At 59.4% G+C, this 19,007-nt stretch carries 18 protein-coding genes; 9 read left to right on the plus strand and 9 right to left on the minus strand.

Annotated elements, in window-relative coordinates; translation table 11 throughout:
• The first annotated feature begins 467 nt into the window (after positions 1-467).
• Complete coding sequence (locus M0D69_RS26170) at positions 468-905, plus strand: carboxymuconolactone decarboxylase family protein (protein WP_301784769.1); 438 nt, start codon at positions 468-470, stop codon at positions 903-905.
• 95 nt (positions 906-1,000) lie between these two features.
• Here the strand turns inward: M0D69_RS26170 and M0D69_RS26175 are convergent, their stop codons facing one another.
• From M0D69_RS26175 to M0D69_RS26185, 3 genes are all read right to left on the minus strand, one after another.
• Entirely contained in the window at positions 1,001-1,327 is a 327-nt protein-coding gene (locus tag M0D69_RS26175) for a DUF4148 domain-containing protein (RefSeq protein ID WP_301784770.1), read from the minus strand.
• Between the two features lie 215 nt (positions 1,328-1,542).
• A complete protein-coding gene (locus M0D69_RS26180; protein ID WP_301784771.1) occupies positions 1,543-3,027 on the minus strand; it encodes a YncE family protein in 1,485 nt (494 codons plus the stop codon).
• Entirely contained in the window at positions 3,024-3,521 is a 498-nt protein-coding gene (locus tag M0D69_RS26185) for a DUF305 domain-containing protein (protein WP_301784772.1), read from the minus strand. Before M0D69_RS26185 ends, M0D69_RS26180 begins: the two co-directional genes overlap by 4 nt.
• 223 nt (positions 3,522-3,744) lie before the next feature.
• On the opposite strand from M0D69_RS26185, the gene M0D69_RS26190 reads away from it, so the two are divergent.
• The 3 genes from M0D69_RS26190 to M0D69_RS26200 are packed head-to-tail and all read left to right on the plus strand — an operon-like array spanning position 3,745 to position 7,719.
• Positions 3,745-4,200, plus strand: coding sequence for a (2Fe-2S)-binding protein (locus tag M0D69_RS26190; protein WP_301784773.1), 456 nt, complete (start codon positions 3,745-3,747; stop codon positions 4,198-4,200).
• A 1-nt stretch (position 4,201) separates the two neighbouring features.
• On the plus strand, positions 4,202-6,436 hold the full coding sequence (locus tag M0D69_RS26195; RefSeq protein WP_301784774.1) for a xanthine dehydrogenase family protein molybdopterin-binding subunit: 2,235 nt from the start codon (positions 4,202-4,204) through the stop codon (positions 6,434-6,436).
• Between the two features lie 59 nt (positions 6,437-6,495).
• Positions 6,496-7,719: a cytochrome c gene (locus M0D69_RS26200; protein WP_301784787.1), complete on the plus strand. Its 1,224-nt coding sequence runs from the start codon at positions 6,496-6,498 to the stop codon at positions 7,717-7,719.
• Between the two features lie 56 nt (positions 7,720-7,775).
• On the opposite strand, the gene msrA is transcribed toward M0D69_RS26200, so the two are convergent.
• The 4 genes from msrA to M0D69_RS26220 form a co-directional block, all read right to left on the minus strand.
• The gene (gene msrA / locus M0D69_RS26205) at positions 7,776-8,519 is read right to left on the minus strand and encodes a peptide-methionine (S)-S-oxide reductase MsrA (protein WP_301784775.1); all 744 of its coding nucleotides are present in this window, start codon (positions 8,517-8,519) and stop codon (positions 7,776-7,778) included.
• 251 nt (positions 8,520-8,770) lie between these two features.
• The gene (gene mctP / locus M0D69_RS26210) at positions 8,771-10,255 is read right to left on the minus strand and encodes a monocarboxylate uptake permease MctP (protein WP_301784776.1); all 1,485 of its coding nucleotides are present in this window, start codon (positions 10,253-10,255) and stop codon (positions 8,771-8,773) included.
• The gene (locus M0D69_RS26215) at positions 10,252-10,449 is read right to left on the minus strand and encodes a DUF3311 domain-containing protein (protein WP_301784777.1); all 198 of its coding nucleotides are present in this window, start codon (positions 10,447-10,449) and stop codon (positions 10,252-10,254) included. Before M0D69_RS26215 ends, mctP begins: the two co-directional genes overlap by 4 nt.
• A 279-nt stretch (positions 10,450-10,728) precedes the next feature.
• Positions 10,729-11,961, minus strand: coding sequence for a M20/M25/M40 family metallo-hydrolase (locus M0D69_RS26220; protein ID WP_301784778.1), 1,233 nt, complete (start codon positions 11,959-11,961; stop codon positions 10,729-10,731).
• 332 nt (positions 11,962-12,293) lie between these two features.
• On the opposite strand from M0D69_RS26220, the gene kynU reads away from it, so the two are divergent.
• The 4 genes from kynU (at position 12,294) to M0D69_RS26240 (ending at position 15,994) form a co-directional block, all read left to right on the plus strand.
• Positions 12,294-13,544 carry a kynureninase gene (gene kynU / locus M0D69_RS26225; protein WP_301784779.1) on the plus strand — a complete coding sequence of 417 codons (1,251 nt, stop codon included), beginning with the start codon at positions 12,294-12,296 and terminating at the stop codon, positions 13,542-13,544.
• Between the two features lie 59 nt (positions 13,545-13,603).
• The gene (gene kynA, locus M0D69_RS26230; RefSeq protein WP_301784788.1) at positions 13,604-14,461 is read left to right on the plus strand and encodes a tryptophan 2,3-dioxygenase; all 858 of its coding nucleotides are present in this window, start codon (positions 13,604-13,606) and stop codon (positions 14,459-14,461) included.
• A gap of 130 nt (positions 14,462-14,591) precedes the next feature.
• The gene (locus M0D69_RS26235) at positions 14,592-15,428 is read left to right on the plus strand and encodes a class I SAM-dependent methyltransferase (RefSeq protein WP_301784780.1); all 837 of its coding nucleotides are present in this window, start codon (positions 14,592-14,594) and stop codon (positions 15,426-15,428) included.
• 176 nt (positions 15,429-15,604) lie between these two features.
• Positions 15,605-15,994: a tautomerase family protein gene (locus M0D69_RS26240; protein ID WP_301784781.1), complete on the plus strand. Its 390-nt coding sequence runs from the start codon at positions 15,605-15,607 to the stop codon at positions 15,992-15,994.
• Between the two features lie 45 nt (positions 15,995-16,039).
• Here the strand turns inward: M0D69_RS26240 and M0D69_RS26245 are convergent, their stop codons facing one another.
• A complete protein-coding gene (locus tag M0D69_RS26245; protein ID WP_301784782.1) occupies positions 16,040-16,744 on the minus strand; it encodes a Pr6Pr family membrane protein in 705 nt (234 codons plus the stop codon).
• A 76-nt stretch (positions 16,745-16,820) separates the two neighbouring features.
• Positions 16,821-17,072 (minus strand): DUF1488 domain-containing protein, encoded by a 252-nt coding sequence (locus M0D69_RS26250; RefSeq protein ID WP_047846077.1) that lies wholly within the window; start codon positions 17,070-17,072, stop codon positions 16,821-16,823.
• Between the two features lie 326 nt (positions 17,073-17,398).
• On the opposite strand from M0D69_RS26250, the gene M0D69_RS26255 reads away from it, so the two are divergent.
• Positions 17,399-18,811 (plus strand): MFS transporter, encoded by a 1,413-nt coding sequence (locus tag M0D69_RS26255; protein WP_301784783.1) that lies wholly within the window; start codon positions 17,399-17,401, stop codon positions 18,809-18,811.
• Positions 18,812-19,007: the final 196 nt, after the last annotated feature.

Raw genomic sequence — 19,007 nt, forward strand, 5'->3', positions numbered from 1 at the left:
GTTGTGTCCCTCGATCGGGTTTTTGTGTCCGCAGTATTAAGCTGCAGTTGATTTTTTATGCCTACGCGACTGCACTGGCAAGCCAGCTTAAAGCACTTAAGCCGATTTGCCGAGCGCTAAGATTCACACGATTTCGCGCATTATTAATCAATATCGAGATGATTCAACATGCCGAAATAATGAGCTTGACTGTTCAATGATCCAGATCAAGAAATCGCTCTATTTTTCTGGAAATCCTGTTTTTGGGTTTTCGTTCGCACCCGGCATCCCCCCGACCACTACCCCCGAAAACCCAGCATCACCCCCGCCCGAGTGCGAACGAAAACCCCGTCGATTGCGTTCTGTAGTGGTCCTTCACTGGTTACCTGAAATTAGTAAAAATCGGTTATTTATAAGGTCCAGTAAAACGCCTAATCTAGCTCATGTCGCGCGGCAACGCGCATCGTCAAAACCAACAAGGAGCCATCATGCAAACCCGTCTCGACTTCTATAAAGCCAAGCCGCCCGCTATCAAAGCATTGATCACACTGGAAGAGTACATCGGTAAGTCATCGATAGAAAAGCCGCTCGCTGAACTGGTCCGTCTGCGAGCTTCGCAGATCAATGGCTGTGCATTCTGCGTCGACATGCATACGACCGACGCTCGCAAGGGCGGGGATACGGATCGCAGGCTTTCGACTGTGGTGGTGTGGCGTGAGACGCCCTTCTTCACGGACCGCGAACGTGCTGCGCTGGAATGGACCGAAGCGGTCACGCTGGTCTCGCAAGATCATGTACCCGATGCGGTCTGGGAAGCTGTCAAACCACATTTCACCGAAGAAGAAATCGTGGACCTGACGCTGCTTGTCTCGGCGATCAACAGCTGGAATCGCCTTGCTATCGCCTTCCGCAAGATGCCCGGCTAAATCCGCGTTGAGCGTAGCTTCACAATCAAGGCGTGCGCCAGTCACATGACCGGCGCCGCCCCGAAGGAAACTGCCAACAGTCTGGCCCGAATCGCTCACGACCCCCCATAGATATTGCAGAAGCTGACAGGACCGACACAAGCTTCATGACTTTGCGTCCCGGTCATCGGGACACGCGGTGCGCTCACGCTCGATCCGGCCGCAACACCGCCATACGCGTTCGCGTTTTCCTGCCGATGTGCGAGTTGGTTTTGAAACGCCGGGCTGACATCCGGATACGAAGCATCAGTCACGTACTCCGAACCATTTTTCTGCGCTTCCACGAGTTGCTGGCGAACTTCAGCGCGGGTCAATCCTTGCGCGAAAGCGCTTGAGGAAACGAGCACGGCGGCGGACATGGTAAGCAAGGCAAGTATCTTCATTTTCGACTCCAGTGTGTTTAACGGGTTGGCACAAGGGCAAACCGCTTTTCTACTGGCTTTATTCCTGAAAAATCGAAAATTAAATCGGGGCATATGGTGGCTTGGTATGACAACAATGCCGCAAGCACTTAACACAAACATCAGCGCACAAGAAAAAGCCACCGGACAATCAAATCCGGCGGCGGAAGAAGTTGCTTGGCGCGCGACGAAAACGCCTAAAGCGCTTGCACCTGGACAGGCGCACCCGGCTTGCCAGACACCTGCGGAGCAATCACAAGGTACCGCCGCTTGTCGCCGGTCGCGTTGGTCCCCGGCACAACGACCTGACGGATCTGACCAATCGCATTGACGATCGCCGAGCCTGCCGGGTTGGTCATGAACATTGCGAGCGATTCGATATTGCCGCTGCCATCGGCGTTATCGGAAAGGCCCAGCACGTACGGCGTTTTCGGCTGCAAGCCGGTAGCCGACGCCTGCAACACCTGCAGCAAACCCTGATCGAACAACGCGACGCTGGTAGGCGCCGAGTCTGCCTCTGGGCTCGCCCCGACCGGCACCATGCTCAGGCGCACAGTCTCGCCCGCGAGCCCGAGCGGCTGTGTGTTTTGAGTGCCGTCGCCTTCAGGCACCGCGTTCGGAACATAAGTGACCGCTTGCGGCGCTTGCCCGACAGGCACGGTAGCAATGACCTTATTAGTCAGGGTATCGATAGCGCTCAGAGCATCGGCGTTTTCCAGACCGACATACACGCGGCTGCCATCGCCTGATGGCCAGATGCCGTGCGGCAGCTTACCGACTGGAATGGTTGCCACTTGCGAGAAATCGTCGGTACGGAACACCTTTACCTGATTCAGTCCGCCGACCGTCACATAAGCAAACGTGCCGTTGGCGTTATGCACGATGTTCACATGGTTCGTGATCGGCCCTGTATCAAGCACCTTCAGCGTAGCGAATGGCGGACGAGCATCGAAGACCTGCGTCTTCCCCGTATCTTTCAGCGTGAACCAGACCTGCTTGCCATCGGGCGTCGCTGCAATGTTCGGGCAGAACGGGCTCACCTGCGTGACCTTCCCGACCAGCTTGTGATCGGCGACCGAGATCACATCCACTTCCGGATTAAACGACGAACACACGTACCCGTATTTGCCGTCCGGCGAGAAAATCTGCATGCCCGGACCCGCCGGCGTGATGATGCGGGTCTTCTCCTCGAAGGTGTGTCCATCCAGAACGGACACATAGTTTTCTCCTCGCACGGTGACCCAGACCTCCTTACCGTCAGGCGTAAAAAACGCTTCATGCGGCGCGCGGCCCACATAAGTCACATGCTTGACCGTGTTGGTTTGCGTGTCGATAAACGAAACCGAATTCGAACCGATCGAGACCACGGCAATCGTGCGATGGTCAGGCGAGAATCCCATCCCGTGCACGAGCACCTGCCCCTTGTACAACGGGCTGAAATTGCCCGGCGAAGGATCGCCGAGGCGAATCACGCCCACAAGTTTGTTATCGGCGGGGTCCGTCACGGAGACCGTGTTCGAGAACTGTTCGGCCGCGTAGACGCGGTCATGGTGGCTGATCGTAACGTCCGGAGCAGACGCAAGGCCCGGTGCCTGTCCTGCGCAGGCGACCTGCGAAATGGCGCTTAATGCGGCCGTCGCGAAGACGGTCAGTGCGCTCGACAATAGAGTGGCTCGTTTCATTGTGTCTCCTGATCCATGCGCATCGGCATGGGGGTTGTCATGCTGGACATGGGTTGGGAAGGGGCTGCTTTTTCCGGTGTCTGCTCCTGGTCCGGAACCGGTGCCGAGGGCGGCAACGGCTGACCGAGCGCGACGCGCATGGCAGTGATTTCCTGCTGCTGTTCAACAATGATTTCCTGCGCTATCCGGCGTAACTGCTCGTTGTGACCGTAACGCAATTCGGCCTGAGCCATATCGATGGCACCCTGATGATGCGGAATCATCATCGCGACGAAATCGCGATCGACATCGCCGCTCGGCTTGACGGACATGCCGTCCATCATGCGCGTCATCGCCTGATCGTTTTCAGTGAGAAACGGCGCTTCCGGGCCTCCACTCGCGGTGTCCGCTGCGCGAGCCGAGGAACCGGTGGAAACGAAGGCAATCGCGACGGCGGATATCGCCACAGCCGCCATACAACGAGCGCGCAGAGCTGTAATGAAATTGGAAGACATGGTGATTCGCCTCGGAGAACTGGCGTGAAGGGCATCAATGCCAGCGCTAACCCTTTCATACAGCGGTTTATTCCACGACTTTTTCCTGACACGGTGAAAAGCTGAAAATCGGCCGGACCGTTGCCATAGCTCCCGAGGGACTCAGCAAGAATCGCCGTAATCTTGTATAAGGATTTGCAGTTAAGAAAGACCATAAAAATCCCCACGACAACTGGAGTTGCAGATGACGACGCTTTCCATAAACGGCGAATCTCACACCGTCGACGCCCCTCCCGACATGCCGCTGCTCTGGGTGCTGCGCGATCTGGTCGGTCTCACGGGCACCAAATTCGGCTGCGGCATTGCGCAATGCGGCGCGTGCACGGTTCATCTCGACGGCCAGGCGGTGCGTTCGTGCGTGCTGCCGATTGCGGCAGTGGGCGAGCGCAAGGTGACCACCATTGAAGCTGTCAGCGCTACCCCCGCAGGCAAGAAAGTGCAGGACGCATGGGTCGCGCTCGATGTTGTGCAGTGCGGTTACTGTCAGTCCGGTCAGGTGATGTCGGCGGCTTCGCTGATCGCCTCGAACCCCAATCCCTCGGATGCCGATATCGACGCCGCCATGGCTGGCAACATCTGCCGCTGCGGCACGTACAACCGTATCCGTGCGGCGGTCAAACAAGCCGCCAAGGGGACGTGACATGTCGCGAGGACTACTGGAAGCCCAGAACCGCCGCGCGCCCGAAGGCCTGAACCGGCGAACGTTTTTAAAGCTGGGTGTATCGGTCGGCGCTGCGGTACGCGGCGGCCTGATGCTCGGTTTCAGCCTGCCGGCCGCGAGCCAGGGAGAAGCGCCCAAGGGTAAATCGGTGATCGGCGGTGACGCCAACGAAGCGCCGCAAAGCGGTGTGTTCGAGCCGAACGCGTTTGTACAGATCGATGCAACGGGCAAGGTGACGCTGGTGATTCCCAAGGTCGAAATGGGCCAGGGAATCTATACGTCTATCCCGATGCTGATCGCGGAAGAACTCGAAGTGCCGCTGGACAGCGTGGTGATCGATCACGCGCCACCGAACGAAAAGCTCTTCATGGACCCGCTGCTCGGCGGCCAGTTGACCGGTGGATCCACCTCGATCCGTTATGCATGGGAGCCCATGCGAAAGGCCGGCGCGACCGCACGGGTGCTGCTTATTTCTGCGGCAGCGCAGCAGTGGCAGGTCGATCCGGCGTCGTGCCATGCGGAGCGCGGCGAAGTCGTGCATGCCGCGAGCAACCGGCGCATTGGCTACGGACAACTCGTCGATGCTGCCGCGAAACTGCCCGCGCCGCAGAACGTGACGCTTAAAGATCCAAAGGATTTCAAGCTGATCGGCACGGCCGCCAAGCGCCTCGACTCGCCCGAAAAGGTGGACGGCACCGCGATGTTCGGCCTCGATGTCCGCGTGCCCGGCATGGTGTACGCGGCCATCGTGAATAGCCCGGTGTTCGGCGGCACGCTCGCCTCCGTCGACGATACCAATGCGAAGAAGATTCCCGGCGTGCGTCAGGTGATCCGCATCGACAACGGCGTGGCCGTGATCGGCGACCATACGTGGGCCGCCAAACGCGGCGCAGCAGCGCTCGATATCAAATGGAACGAAGGCCGCGGAGCGGATTTTTCCACGGCCAAGGTCGTGCAGCAACTCGCCGATGCATCGAAGCGCGACGGAGCAGTGGCGCGCAAGGACGGCGACGTAAAGAAGGGCTTCAGCGACGCCAAGACACGCGTTGATGCCGTGTACCAGCAGCCCTTCCTCGCACACGCCACCATGGAGCCGGTCAACTGCACGGTGTCCGTGCGGGCCGATGGCTGCGATATCTGGGTCGGCACGCAAGTGCCCACACGTGCAGTCGACGCCGCCGTAAGGATCACCGGCCTGCCCGCCGACAAGATCACCGTGCATAACCATCTGCTCGGGGGCGGCTTCGGGCGCCGGCTGGAGACCGATTTCATCGGCCAGGCGCTGAAGGTCGGCAAGCAGGTCGGTACACCCGTGAAGGTCACATGGACGCGCGAGGAGGACGTCCAGCACGACATGTATCGCCCGTACTACTACGACGTCATCTCCGCCGGCCTCGATGCCAACGGCCGCCCGGTCGCGTGGCAGCATCGCATTGTGGGGTCGTCAGTGCTGGCGCGCTTTGCACCGCCCGCGTTCAAGAACGGCCTCGATCCGGACGCCGTGGAAGTTGCCGCCGACCTGCCCTACGATCTCCCGAACCAGTTCATCGACTACGTGCGCCAGGAGCCCATGGACGTGCCCACCGCGTTCTGGCGCGGCGTCGGTCCGACGCGCGGCACCTTCGTGGTCGAGAGTTTCATGGACGAACTGGCGGTACAAGCCAAGGTCGATCCGGTGAAGTATCGCCACGACCTGCTCGGCAAGACACCGCGCGCGCAGAACGTGCTCGACGTGGCCGCCCGCGAAGCCGGCTGGGGCACCACGCCACCGAAGGGCCAGGGACGCGGGGTATCGGTCATGCACGCGTTCGGCAGCTTCTTCGGCATGGTGGTGGACGTGACCGTGAACGGCGACGGCGAAGTGGCCGTGAACCGCGTGGTCTGCGCGGTGGATTGCGGCATGGTGGTGAATCCGAACACCATCGAAGCGCAGATCCAGGGCGGCATTATTTTTGGCATCACGGCAGCGCTCTATAGCGAGATCACGATCAAGGACGGCCGCGTCGAGCAATCCAATTTCACGGATTACCGGATGCTGCGGATCGATCAGGCACCGCCTATTGAAGTGCACATTGTGAAGAGCAGCGAGGCGCCTGGAGGGATCGGCGAACCGGGAACGGCTGCTCTTGCGCCCGCGCTGACCAACGCGATTTTTGCTGCCACCGGCAAGCGCTTGCGACAGTTGCCCGTCGGCCGTCAACTGCAAAGCGCGTGAGGGAACACACAATGATCAAGCACCTTGTAGCCTCCCTTGCGCTGACGCTCAGCCTGCCCATGCTGGCTCATGCCGCCGCGAACGACGATCCGTTGGTCGCCCGTGGCGCGCATCTCGCGAAAGCGGGCGATTGCGTGGCCTGTCATTCCGCGCCCAAAGGCAAACCATTCGCAGGCGGCCTGCCGATGACCACGCCGATGGGCAAGATCTACACGACCAACATCACGCCCGACCCGGATACGGGTATCGGTAAATGGAGCGAGGAGGACTTCGAGAAAGCCTTGCGTCAGGGCGTGGCGAAGGATGGCCACAACCTCTATCCGGCAATGCCCTACCCGTCCTATGCCAAGGTCCAGGACGACGACGTGAAGGCGCTCTATGCGTACTTCATGAAAGGTGTCGCGCCGGTGAGCCAGGCGAACCGGCCGTCGGATATTCCGTTCCCGCTGAACATGCGCTGGCCGCTCAAATTCTGGAACTTGGTGTTCCTCGATAAAGGCGTTTATCGCGACAAGGACGGCAAGGACGTTGCGTGGAATCGCGGTGCGTACCTGATCCAGGGCCTGGGCCATTGCGGTTCATGCCATACGCCTCGAGGTATTGCGTTCCAGGAGAAGGCACTCGATGAAAGCGGCAGCGCGTGGCTCACAGGCGGTGTGCTCGACGGCTGGTTTGCCTCCAACCTGACGAGCGAGCAGAACGTCGGACTCGGGCGCTGGTCGGATGCTGACCTGATCTCGTTCCTCAAGACCGGAGCGAATGCGCATGCAACGGCATTCGGGTCGATGACCGACGTGATCAACCACAGCACGCAGGGCATGGACGATCAGGATCTGGCAGCCATGTCGGCGTATTTGAAGTCGTTGCCGCCGGCCGGCGGCACGAATGCGCCGGCGTATGCATACGATCCGAAGGCCACCGCAGCACTGCTCCAGCATCCGGCCAATGACGCGGGCGCGAAGGTTTATACCGCGTATTGCATGCATTGCCACGGCGTGGATGGCCGCGCGTTCGCCCCGCTGCTCGCACCTTTGGCGGGCAATCCGAACGTGCTGGAGAAGGACGCCTCGTCATTGATCAACGTCACGCTGAACGGCACTCACGACCTCGTGATACAAGGCGTTCCTGCCGCGTATCCGATGCCGAAATATGCGCCGGTGCTCAACGACCAGCAGATCGCCGACGTGCTGACGTTCATTCGCGCTGGATGGAACAACGGTGCGCCCGCGGTCGCGGCGGGGGATGTCGCGAAGCTACGCAAGACGACGCAATCATCGCAGTAAGCCTGTATTGGTGTTAGCGAAAGCGGCGGTGGATTTTGAAGTCCACCGCCGCTTTTTCATTGTTGCGACGTCACGCTCAGCAGCACCGGTTTGTCACGATAGGCCGCCGGGAAAAGGCGCTTCAGGTTCTCGACCTTCGGCAGGTCATTGATCGCGATATACGGTGCATCCGGATGCAGCGTCAAATAGTTCTGATGATAAGACTCCGCCGGATAAAAGCCCTTGAGCGAGTCCGTCCTCGTCACGATCGGCGCAGGGAAAGCGTGCGCCTTGTCGAGCTGCGCGATATAACTTTGCGCAATGTGTTTCTGCATGTCGTTGGCAGGAAAGATTGCCGAACGATATTGCGTGCCGCTGTCCGGACCTTGCCGGTTCAGTTCCGTCGGATCATGCGCGACCGAAAAATAGATCTGCAGCAATTTGCCATAGGTGATCTTCGTCGGGTCATAAGTGATCTGCACGGACTCTGCATGACCGGTCTGGCCACCACTCACGGTTTCGTATTGCGCGGTCTGTGCCTGACCACCGGCATAACCCGACACCACCTTCGTCACGCCGTTCACATGCTGGAAGACCCCTTGCACGCCCCAAAAACAGCCACCGGCCAGCACGGCGGTTTCCTGGTGTGCTCCGTTCACGGGTTCGTCGAGCGCCGGCGGCGCTACGACGACTGCGGCCTCGGAAGAATGCGCCGGATGCATCGACACGAACAGGATGCCGGCGCCCAGGCCAATGGCAGTCAACAGCGCAACGCCGCGCGAGCGCAGGAACGTTGCGGGATTTTGCTTCAGGGAAATCATGGCAGGCCTCCGGGTTTCAGGACGACGCGTGCTGTCTGGTTTCCGGCAGCAAACCGCTAACAGAGAGCTCAGGCATCGTCCCCTTACCTTATGTTAGCGCGCCCGGCGACGTGTGGAAGATTGATGACAAAGATGTCATCGAAAGGTCAGGGAAAGGTCAGGGCCGCGCGCGTCAGCGCCGCAAAAAACAGCTCGATTCATGCGCAAAAAAACTTGCATATGGCTCAAGGCGATGACGCGCGCTTGTCTTCTTACGTCGCCTGATGAACCTGTACACGACGCGGCGTAACCGTCGACACGACAAACGCCACCACGATATTCACCACCAGCGCAATCAGCCCTATGTAAAGCGGATACGTCGCTCCACCCAGATGCAGCGCGAACACCGGCTTCAATCCTTGCGCGATCGCCATGCCGGTCCCGAGCACGATTCCGATGAGCCAGCCGAGGAACAGGCCCGGCGTGTTCAGACGCCGCGTGTACAGCGAGAACACGATAGCCGGGAAGATCTGCAGGATCCACACGCCGCCGAGCAACTGCAGATCAATTGCGTATTGCGTCGGCAGGAACACGATGAACAGCAGCGCACCGAACTTCACAATGAGCGACACCAGCTTCGCTGTCTTGGCTTCCTTCTCGGGCGTGATGTCACGCGCCATCAGCGGCCACAGGTTACGCGTGAACAGATTCGCTGCACCGATCGACATGATCGCGGCCGGCACAAGCGCACTGATCGCAATGGCCGCCGCCGCAAAGCCGACAAACCATGACGGGAACAACTTGCCGAACAACGCGGGCACGACGTCGGATGCGGATTGCACCTTGATGCCCGAGGCGATTGCCATGTAGCCGAGCAACGCGATCAAGCCCAGCAGCAGAGTGTACGCCGGCAGGAAAATGGCGTTCTTGCGCACGGTCGCAGCCGACGACGACGACAGGACCGCTGTCATGGTGTGCGGATACATGAATGCGGCAAGTGCCGAACCTAGCGCGAGTGAAGCGTAGGCCGTGAATTGCGTCGGCTTGAGAATGATGCCGGTTGCGCCGCCCTTGGCTTTGAAGAACGTATCGGCGGCATCGAAAACGTGCGCGTAGCCGCCAAGTTTCGATGGAATCAGCCACACCGCAGCGATCACCACAATGTAGATCATGATGTCTTTCACGAACGCGATCATGGCCGGCGCGCGCAAGCCGCTGGTGTACGTATAGAGCGCGAGGATCACGAACGCGACGATCAGCGGCATCTCGCCGCTCACGCCCAGACCCTTGATCACTACCTGCATGCCCACCAGTTGCAACGCAATATACGGCATGGTCGCGACAATACCGGTCAGCGCCACAGCCGCCGGGAACCACTTTCCGCCGTACTCGCCATGCACATAGTCAGCCGCCGTAATATGGTTCTTCGCATGAGCGATCTTCCATAACTTTGGCATGACGGCAAAGACAAACGGATACACGATGATGGTGTAAGGCAGCGCAAAGAAGCCATATGCGCCCACCGAATACACCAGTGCGGGTACGGCGATCACCGTATAGGCGGTGTAGAAATCGCCGCCTACCAGGAACCATGAAATCACGGTGCCGAACTGGCGCCCGCCCAGGCCCCACTCATGAAGTTGCGTCAGGTCGCCGCGTTTCCAGCGCGCTGCGAAAAATCCCACTACCGTCACCAGCACGAAGAATGCGATGAAGACGGTCATGGCTACCGGATCGATCGGAACAAGGTCGCTCATTTGACACCTCTATACACGATGTAAATGATGAGCGAGGTCAGCGGCACCCATAGGAACTGGTACCAGTAGAAGAATGGGAAGCCCAGTAAAGACGGACGGACATCGTTATAGAAAGGTAGCCAGAGCAGCGCGACGTATGGAAAGAGCAGGACCAGCCAAAGCCAGGAATGCTTTGTCTCTTCGGATGTTTTCATAGTAGTAGGACTCGAAATTGAGGTTCGATCTGTCGCGCCTCGTGGCGACCGGGCGCCGCGGCGAGGCTCAAAATAACGACATGCGATTATCTTCGAGTTTTTGAAGATGTGCTGAATGCGAGAGGCTGGCGGTGCTTGGGAGGCTGTTGAGGCTGTCGATCGCCGGGCGCAGCGGCCGGCTTAAGCTGGATATATTTTCGTTAGTCTTGCCACCGACGGCGCTTCGTTTCTTTTGCTAGCGCTGGCGCACAAAGAAACGAAGCCAGGGAACGCCTAGGGTCATCCAAGCAAATCGGCAAGAGCAATAGCAACCGTTTTCGTCGCTACTCTCAGGTCCTCTAGCGCGACCCGCTCATCCGCCCGATGACCATTGGCCTCAAGCAGCGTCCGCGGACCCGCACCGTAAATCACCGTCGGTACGCCCGCCTCGCAATACAAGCGGGCATCGGTATAAAGAGGCACACCCTCGGTAGGAATGTCGCGCTGCAGCGTCAACAAAGCCGCGCGCTGCAACGCTTGCGACAAGCGCTCGGCGCCCGCAAGCGAACGCAATGGCGATGTAACCAGAACCTCTTCTATCTCCACGCTAATGCCCGGCATCCCATCCACGGCTGCCGTGATCAGCGCCCTCAATTGCTGCACCGCATCTCGCGGATTCTCTTCCGGCACCACCCGCCGGTCGAGCCGCAAGCTCACCTTGTCAGGCACCACATTCGTGTTGATCCCGCCTTTGATCAGACCAACCACCAGTGTTGGATGATCGATACCCGGCGTCTCCGAATGGATCTCGCGCAATGCCGCGCGATGCGCGTACAGCGCATTCAGCACAGCCGTAGCGGCTTCGAGCGCGTCATGCCCGGTATCGGGCCGCGCCGCGTGCGCCGACTTGCCCCGCACCGTGACTTCCAGGTGGATCGCGCCGTTGTGCGCAGTGGTAATCGAATAAGAAAAGCCCGCGCATATAGCGTAATCGGGCTTCACGACGCCCTGCTTCAACAACCACCCCGGCCCGATCAGGCCACCGGTTTCTTCGTCATAGGTCAGGTGCAGTTCCACCGTGCCTGCTAGCGTTGCGCCACTGTCGATCAATGCCTTCAACGCAAACGCATAGGTTGCGAAATCCGACTTCGATACCGCCGCACCACGCCCGATCATGAAACCATCGCGAATCTCGGCGCCGTACGGATCGGCGCTCCAGCCGTCGCCCGGCGGCACCACGTCGCCGTGTGCGTTCAACGCAATAACCGGTCCTGCGCCAAAGCGATGGCGAACCACCAGGTTCGTCGCACTGATCATGCCGGCGCGGGTGACATCTTCGGCCGGCACCGCATGGCGTTCAACCGTGAAGCCGATCCGTTCCAGCCATTGCGCCGCCATCTCGGCGTGACCCGCGCAATCACCCGGCGGATTGTCCGACGGTTTTTGCACAAGCGCTGAAAGGAACTGGACCTCCTGGTCGAACTGATTGTCGACGCAGTCGGTCAAGGTCGAGGCAAGAACGTGTTGGGTCATATGCGGTTGTCTAAGTAACGAGCTGAGGGTTGGCTGCATGGTAACGAGTAACGCTGCTGCAGGCGAGCAGCGCCAGCTTAGCGGACCTGACGCGCGGCTTGGTAAGCGCACCCGAATGCCGCCCATAACAGATCGCAATCAATTTATCGCGCTTAAGCCCGGTTTTCATCGAAGAATATTGCACGAGACCCTAAGCGCTGCGTTTGTTTCGCAATCAATTAAGGAGCGTTCTCGGCTAAGCTTTCAGGCATGTGCACGCGCTCCGCCAGACGGGTGGCGAGACGCAAATTTCCGTCCAGAACGGCCACGACGACTTACCGGGATTCGCTTTAATGAACCATCGAGACGATGCCGCGGCACTTGACCGCGACGATCCGCTAGCCAGCTTGCGCGACCAGTTCGCGCTCGGCTGCGATACGATCTATCTGGACGGCAACTCGCTTGGCGTGCCGCCCAAGGCAGCGGCTTCGCGCGCCGCGGCGGTGATTGCCGGCGAATGGGGCGACGGTCTGATCCGCTCATGGAACACGGCAGGATGGTTCGCATTGCCCAAGCGACTTGGCAACAAGCTGGCGCCGCTAATCGGCGCGGCCGAGGACGAAGTGGTCGTCACCGACACCATTTCAAGCAACCTCTTCAAGATCCTGTCGGCGGCGCTGCGGGTAGCCAACGAGCGCGATCCGAAGCGCCGTGTCATTGTTTCCGAGCGCTCGAATTTTCCGACCGATCTTTACATCGCGCAAGGCTTGATCGAGCAACTGGATCGCGGTTATGAACTGCGTCTCGTCGATCACGCATCGGAACTCGCCAGCGCTATCGACGAGAACACGGCTGTCGCCATGATCACGCACGTCAACTACCGCACGGGCGCGATGCACGACATGGCCGCGTTGACCCGCATCATCCATCAGGCGGGTGCGCTCGCCGTGTGGGATCTTGCGCATTCGGCAGGTGCGGTTCCGGTCGATCTCAACGGTGCCGGCGCGGATTACGCCGTTGGCTGCACCTACAAGTACCTGAACGGCGGACCGGGTTCCCCCGCGTTCATCTGGGTGCCGAAACGGCTGCAGAACGTTTTCTCACAACCGCTTTCCGGCTGGTGGGGGCATAAGAAGCCGTTTGAAATGAGCCCGGAGTATCAGCCTGAAGACGGTATCGGCAGGTTCTTGTGCGGCACGCAACCCATCGTTTCGATGTCGCTGGTCGAATGCGGCCTCGACGTGTTCGGGCAAACCGATATGGCAACGTTGCGCCGCAAGTCGCTGGCGCTGAGCGACTTGTTCATCGAACTGGTCGAGACGCGTTGCAGCGAATTTCCGTTGCAGCTCGTCACGCCGCGGGCACATGCGCAACGCGGATCGCAGGCGAGCTTTGAACATCCGCACGGTTATGAGGTCATGCAGGCGCTGATCGCGCGCAACGTGATTGGCGACTACCGCGAGCCGCGCATCCTGCGCTTCGGCTTCACGCCGCTTTACACGCGTTATGTGGATATGTGGGACGCGGTTGAAACACTGCGCGACGTGCTTGCCACCGAAGCGTGGCGTGCACCTGAGTTCGCCGAACGTGGCGCCGTTACCTGACACGTGGAGAACGCGCGATGACACAATCACATGAAAGCGAAGGCACGGGCGGCTGTCCCATGGGTTATGGGTCGGCAGGCGATGCTGCGTCGAAGCCGGAAGGCTGGCATGACGCACAGCTCGACTTCTCCAATTCGATGAGCTATGGCGACTATCTCTCGCTCGACAAGCTCCTCTCGGCACAGCATCCGCTCTCGCCCGATCACAACGAAATGTTGTTCATCGTGCAGCACCAGACGAGCGAGTTATGGATGAAGCTCGCGCTCTATGAGTTGCATGCGGCGCTCGCCGCAGTGCGTCGCGATGACTTGCCGCCCGCGTTCAAGATGCTCGCTCGCGTCTCGCGAATACTCGATCAACTCGTGCAGGCGTGGAGCGTTCTCGCGACCATGACGCCTTCCGAATACACCGCCATGCGGCCTTATCTCGGGGCGTCGTCGGGCTTCCAGTCGCATCAGTACCGGCAGATCGAGTTCCTGCTTGGCAACAAGAATGTACAGATGCTGAAGCCGCATGCGCATCGGCCGGACGTGCTTGCCGAGGTGAAAGCGACACTTGAAACGCCCTCGTTCTACGATGAAGTCATCCGTCTCCTTGCACGCCGGGGTTTCCCGATCGCGCCGGAACGGCTGGAGCGCGACTGGACTCAGCCGACCACGCACGACGCGAGCGTGGAAGCGGCTTGGCTCAAGGTGTATCAGGAACCGACGCAGCATTGGGAACTCTACGAGATGGCGGAAGAACTCGTCGATCTTGAAGACTCGTTCCGGCAATGGCGCTTTCGCCACGTCACGACGGTCGAACGGATCATCGGCTTCAAGCAGGGCACGGGGGGAACCAGCGGCGCGCTTTATTTGCGAAAGATGCTGGACGTGGTGCTGTTTCCCGAGCTATGGCACGTCAGGACGCTGCTTTGAGGCTTGAGCACGCGGTCCATTCTTAAACCGCATTCTTAAACCGGTTACGCGTGCGGGCCTGGGACTTTAAAGCAAGGGGTAAAACAGACGCGCTCTGACAAGCGGCGCGCTTTGCCCGATAATGGCCCGCATGAAAACGCTCCTTACTCCCCAACTCATGCGCCGTGCTTTCCTGGCGTTGCCCGCAGCCTTGCTGCTCGCGTCCTGCGTGACACCTACCGCATCGACGTCGCTCGATACCGCCATCGCGGCGCCGTATCGAGGGGAGAAAGCGCAGGCACGCGATGTCTACCGGCACCCGAAAGAAACACTGGAATTCTTCGGCGTGGCGCCAACCCAAAGCGTGCTGGAAATCGCGCCGGGTGGTGGTTGGTACACGGATATCCTCGCACCGTATCTGCAAGGACGTGGCACGCTTTACGAAGCGCAGTACCTGCCACCGCAAGGGTCGTTGCCTGAGGGCGAAGCGAAGGGCAATGCAGCGTTCGAACGCAAGCTCGCTGCCAAGCCCAATATTTACGGCACGGTTGTTGTCGGCACCTTGCAAGCGGGGCAATTCAGCGGCTTGCCTTCGGGGCTGCAGGTCGATCGCGTGCTGACGTTCCGTAATATTCACAACTGGATAGAAGACGGTCAGGTCGATGCCAACCTGCGCGCGTTTTATTCGGTGCTGAAACCCGGTGGCGTGCTTGGCGTGGAAGAGCATCGTGCTGTACCGGGTACGTCGGTTCAGCAGATGATCGACACGGGCTACCTGACTGAAGCTTATGTTATTCAGCACGCGCAGGCTGCGGGTTTCAAGCTCGCCGCGCGCAGCGAGATCAACGACAATCCCCGCGATACGAAGGACTATCCACATGGTGTGTGGTCCTTGCCGCCGACCTACCGGGGCGGCGATACGGATCACGCGCGCTTCGCTGCCATCGGCGAGTCGGACCGCATGACGCTGCGCTTCGTCAAACCGTAAGCACGTCGACCCCGCTGAAGCTGTCAAGATTCATGAGGACGTAGAGTCGGCGAGGCAGGAATTTTCCACCTGATCTAATCTTCAATGGTGAACTATGCGACTGCGCTGTTTTCCAGCGCGTTGCATAGATCGTAGCCAGCGCTTCTCCATTTCCCACTTAAGCCTAAGGTCAAGCCATGCCACTCGTTCGAATCAATCTCGCCCAGACAACATCGCCGGAAGTCGTTAAGGCGATCAGCGACGTCGTGTACGACGCAATGATCGATGTCGTCAATGTACCCAGGAACGATAAGTTTCAGATCATCACCCGTCATGCACCGGACGAACTGATCTATCCGGAAGAGGGATATCTAGGCGTGACCTACACGCCTGGGATCGTGTTCATTCAAGTCACTTGGAACACCGGCCGGACGATCGAGATGAAGAAGGCGTTTTACCGCGCGGTGGCGGACGGCATACACGCCAGGACTGGCGTACGAAAGGAAGATGTCTGGATCAGCCTGGTCGAGGTGAATCGCGAAGACTGGTCGTTCGGGAACGGCGACATGCACTACGCCCCGAAGTAAGAGCCTTGGGATTTCGTATGCCACCGGCGACGGCTCGACTACACCCTAGTGCGGACGCCGGTGATTCAAGGTGATGAACAGACCCATCAGCGTAATGAATGCCAGCACGAGCAAGGTCGCATTGAGCAGCACATGCGGATACCCAAGCTCGCCGACATCGATGAAGGGATACGGATAGAAGTCCGACGTGCTGCCGCGCCAAAGCGTGATGCACAAGTAACCTAGTGGATAGGCGAGCCACAGCAGACATTGCCGCAAGCTCAGATGAAAGCGCGGCACGAACAGCACCCAGTAGATCACCGACAACACCGGAAGGACGGTGTGCAGGCATTCGTTAAGTACCGCCCGATAACCTGACGGCGTCCACAGATGGCGCAGCAACAGGTTATAGGCAAGCCCGACGAATACGATGTACACAACCACCGCCGTCACCACCGGCGGCTTGCAAAAAAATCGCCCGACCGGTGAGCGGCCAAGCGCGGCGACGCACGAAAAAGAAAGGGCTACAGCAAATACGGTCAGGTTCGTCAGATAGCTGCTAAGGCGTTCGATACCATCGAAGACGCTTAAGCCGCGTGCCAGCATCCGGTGCACCGTGATGTCGGTTTGCGCGGCGAGTGACAGCCACGCAATTGTCGCAATACACGCGGCCAGCAATAGTGACGCCGTGCCAGGCGTATGCAAAGGCAGCACGTGCTCTGACCCCGGCTGCAGCTCGCTTTGCGGTGGCGAAGAAATCGGTTTGGGCATGCCGCGATTTTATACGCGGCCAAATAGATCTGCAGAGCGAACACAGGCAGGCATTAGGCCCGCCGCATACGGTCGCTCAGGATATCTTGAAGATGTTTTGTGAGCCGCGTACGTACAGATCTTCTGCTTTAAGCAGAATGCGTTCGCGGTAAAGATCGAAGGCGGCGAGCACGGCTGATTCGCCCGAGCCCATTTGCGGATTGAAACTCGACAGCGCCGCGTCGCCTATCTGAAAAGCGATCTCGCGCGAACCGTCATACCCCCAGAAGCACACGCAGTGCCTGGAGTCGTCGTAGGAACGGCTAGGGTTCGGGAAATTGAGTTTCATACGACATCCTAGTCCTATTCGTGTGATCCGCGACACGGTGTTATTCATAGTAATTACCCTAATCCTGCCCTATGCGTGATGGTCTGCGTTAAGGCCCCGAATCAATTGCCGAGTCGCGGTTTAAGGTTGCGCCCAAACTAATACAAGCGCTTAAGCCCAAAGCTTGCCCCTAACCCGTACGCTTTTTGTAATCAAACCAGCGTTGCAGCGCTCTCGCATCGCCACCCTCGCTTCAAGTAGACTCTGGTGCCACACAATCGATCGAACCTCCGGCGCCTTGCTTGCAGGTGCGTCGTTGGCTCCATAAGAAATACGCTCGCCGCCTCGTGAAACCTGCCAACTTTCGCATCACCGCTGCCGTCGTAGCAAGCGCGCTTTTTATGCAAAACATGGACGGTACGATCGTCGCAACGGCGCTCCCCGCCATGGCGCGCGATCTTGGTGTCGACCCGGTGCACCTTAGCAGCGCCATCACCGCTTACCTTGTCGCGTTGACGGTGTTCATTCCCGCTAGCGGCTGGGTTGCCGACCGTTTTGGCGCCAAGCGCGTCTTCATGTGGGCCATCGCAACGTTCACGCTTGCATCACTGGCGTGCGCTGCGGCTGCGAGTCTTCCGCAGCTCATTGCAGCCCGCATCGTGCAAGGAATCGGCGGGGCGATGATGGTGCCGGTCGGACGTCTGATCCTGTTTCGCGGGGTCAAGCGGGAGGAGTTGTTGCAGGCAACGACATGGCTTACGATGCCGGCTCTCATCGGCCCTTTAATGGGTCCGCCCTTAGGCGGTTTTCTCACCGATACCCTCTCGTGGCGCAGCATCTTCTGGGTCAATGTGCCCGTGGGTATAGCGGGATTGCTGTTGACCTGGCGCTTGTTGCCGGCCTCGCCCCCCGAACATCATGCGCCGCCCGATGTGCGTGGAATGATGTTGATCGGCGGATCGTTGACGCTGTTCATGATCGGGATCGAATGTGCCGGGCGCGGGGTGCTGCCGCCGTTTGCGTCGCCCGCATGCGTCGCCGCCGGCGTGCTGATGTTCTGGATGGCCGTCAGGCATTGCCGCCGCGTCGACGATCCGGCCGTCGATTTTTCCCTGCTCGCCATTCCGACCTTTCATGCCGCGACTATCGCGGGAAGTTTATTTCGTGCCGGTGCCGGCGCACTGCCATTTCTCGTGCCGCTGACGTTGCAAGCCGGTTTTGGCTATAGCGCTTCGGCTAGCGGACTTGTTACTTTTGCTAGCGCGCTAGGGTCGTTTTGCATGCGGCCGATGACATCGCTTGCGCTAAGGCGGTTTTCTGTTCGAACCGTATTGTGCGCAGGAAGCGTTTCGTTTGCGGCCGTGCTCGTGGTGTGCTCGTTCATGTCACAGGATTGGCCCGCCAGCGGCATTTTCCTGTTGCTGCTCGTTGGAGGATTGTCGCGCTCGCTTAGCTTCGCCACAATGGGCGCGCTCGCTTTCGCCGATGTGCCCAAGGCAAAGCTTGCTGCCGCTACCTCGTTCCAGGGCACCGCTCAGCAATTGATGAAGGCAGTTGGCGTGACAGTTGCAGCAGGGACTATTCAAGTCACCATGATCTTGGCGCCGGGAGCGCATGCCGAACGGTGGCAACTGGCCTCTGCCTTCATTGTTACCGCACTCGTTGTTATTACTTCTTATCCGATGTTCATGCGCATGCCCGCTGAAGCCGGAGCCGGAATCTCTGCTTCCCGAGGATCGGCACGCGGGCGCGTGGGCTAGGAAGTTGGACGCTGTCGCGGTGGGGTTTTCGTTCGCACTCGGGCGGGGGATGCTGGGTTTTCGGGGCTTTCAGGGTTAGTGGTCGGGGTCAATGCCGGGTTGCTGCTGCTTAGGTCTGCGGTCGTTATATGTTGGCTGATTTCTTTATCACTATTAGCCACTGTGCGTGGCGGCACTTCATTTCTTTTTCCAACGG

The organism is Caballeronia sp. SEWSISQ10-4 2 (genome assembly GCF_030464885.1).
GTDB lineage: Bacteria > Pseudomonadota > Gammaproteobacteria > Burkholderiales > Burkholderiaceae > Caballeronia.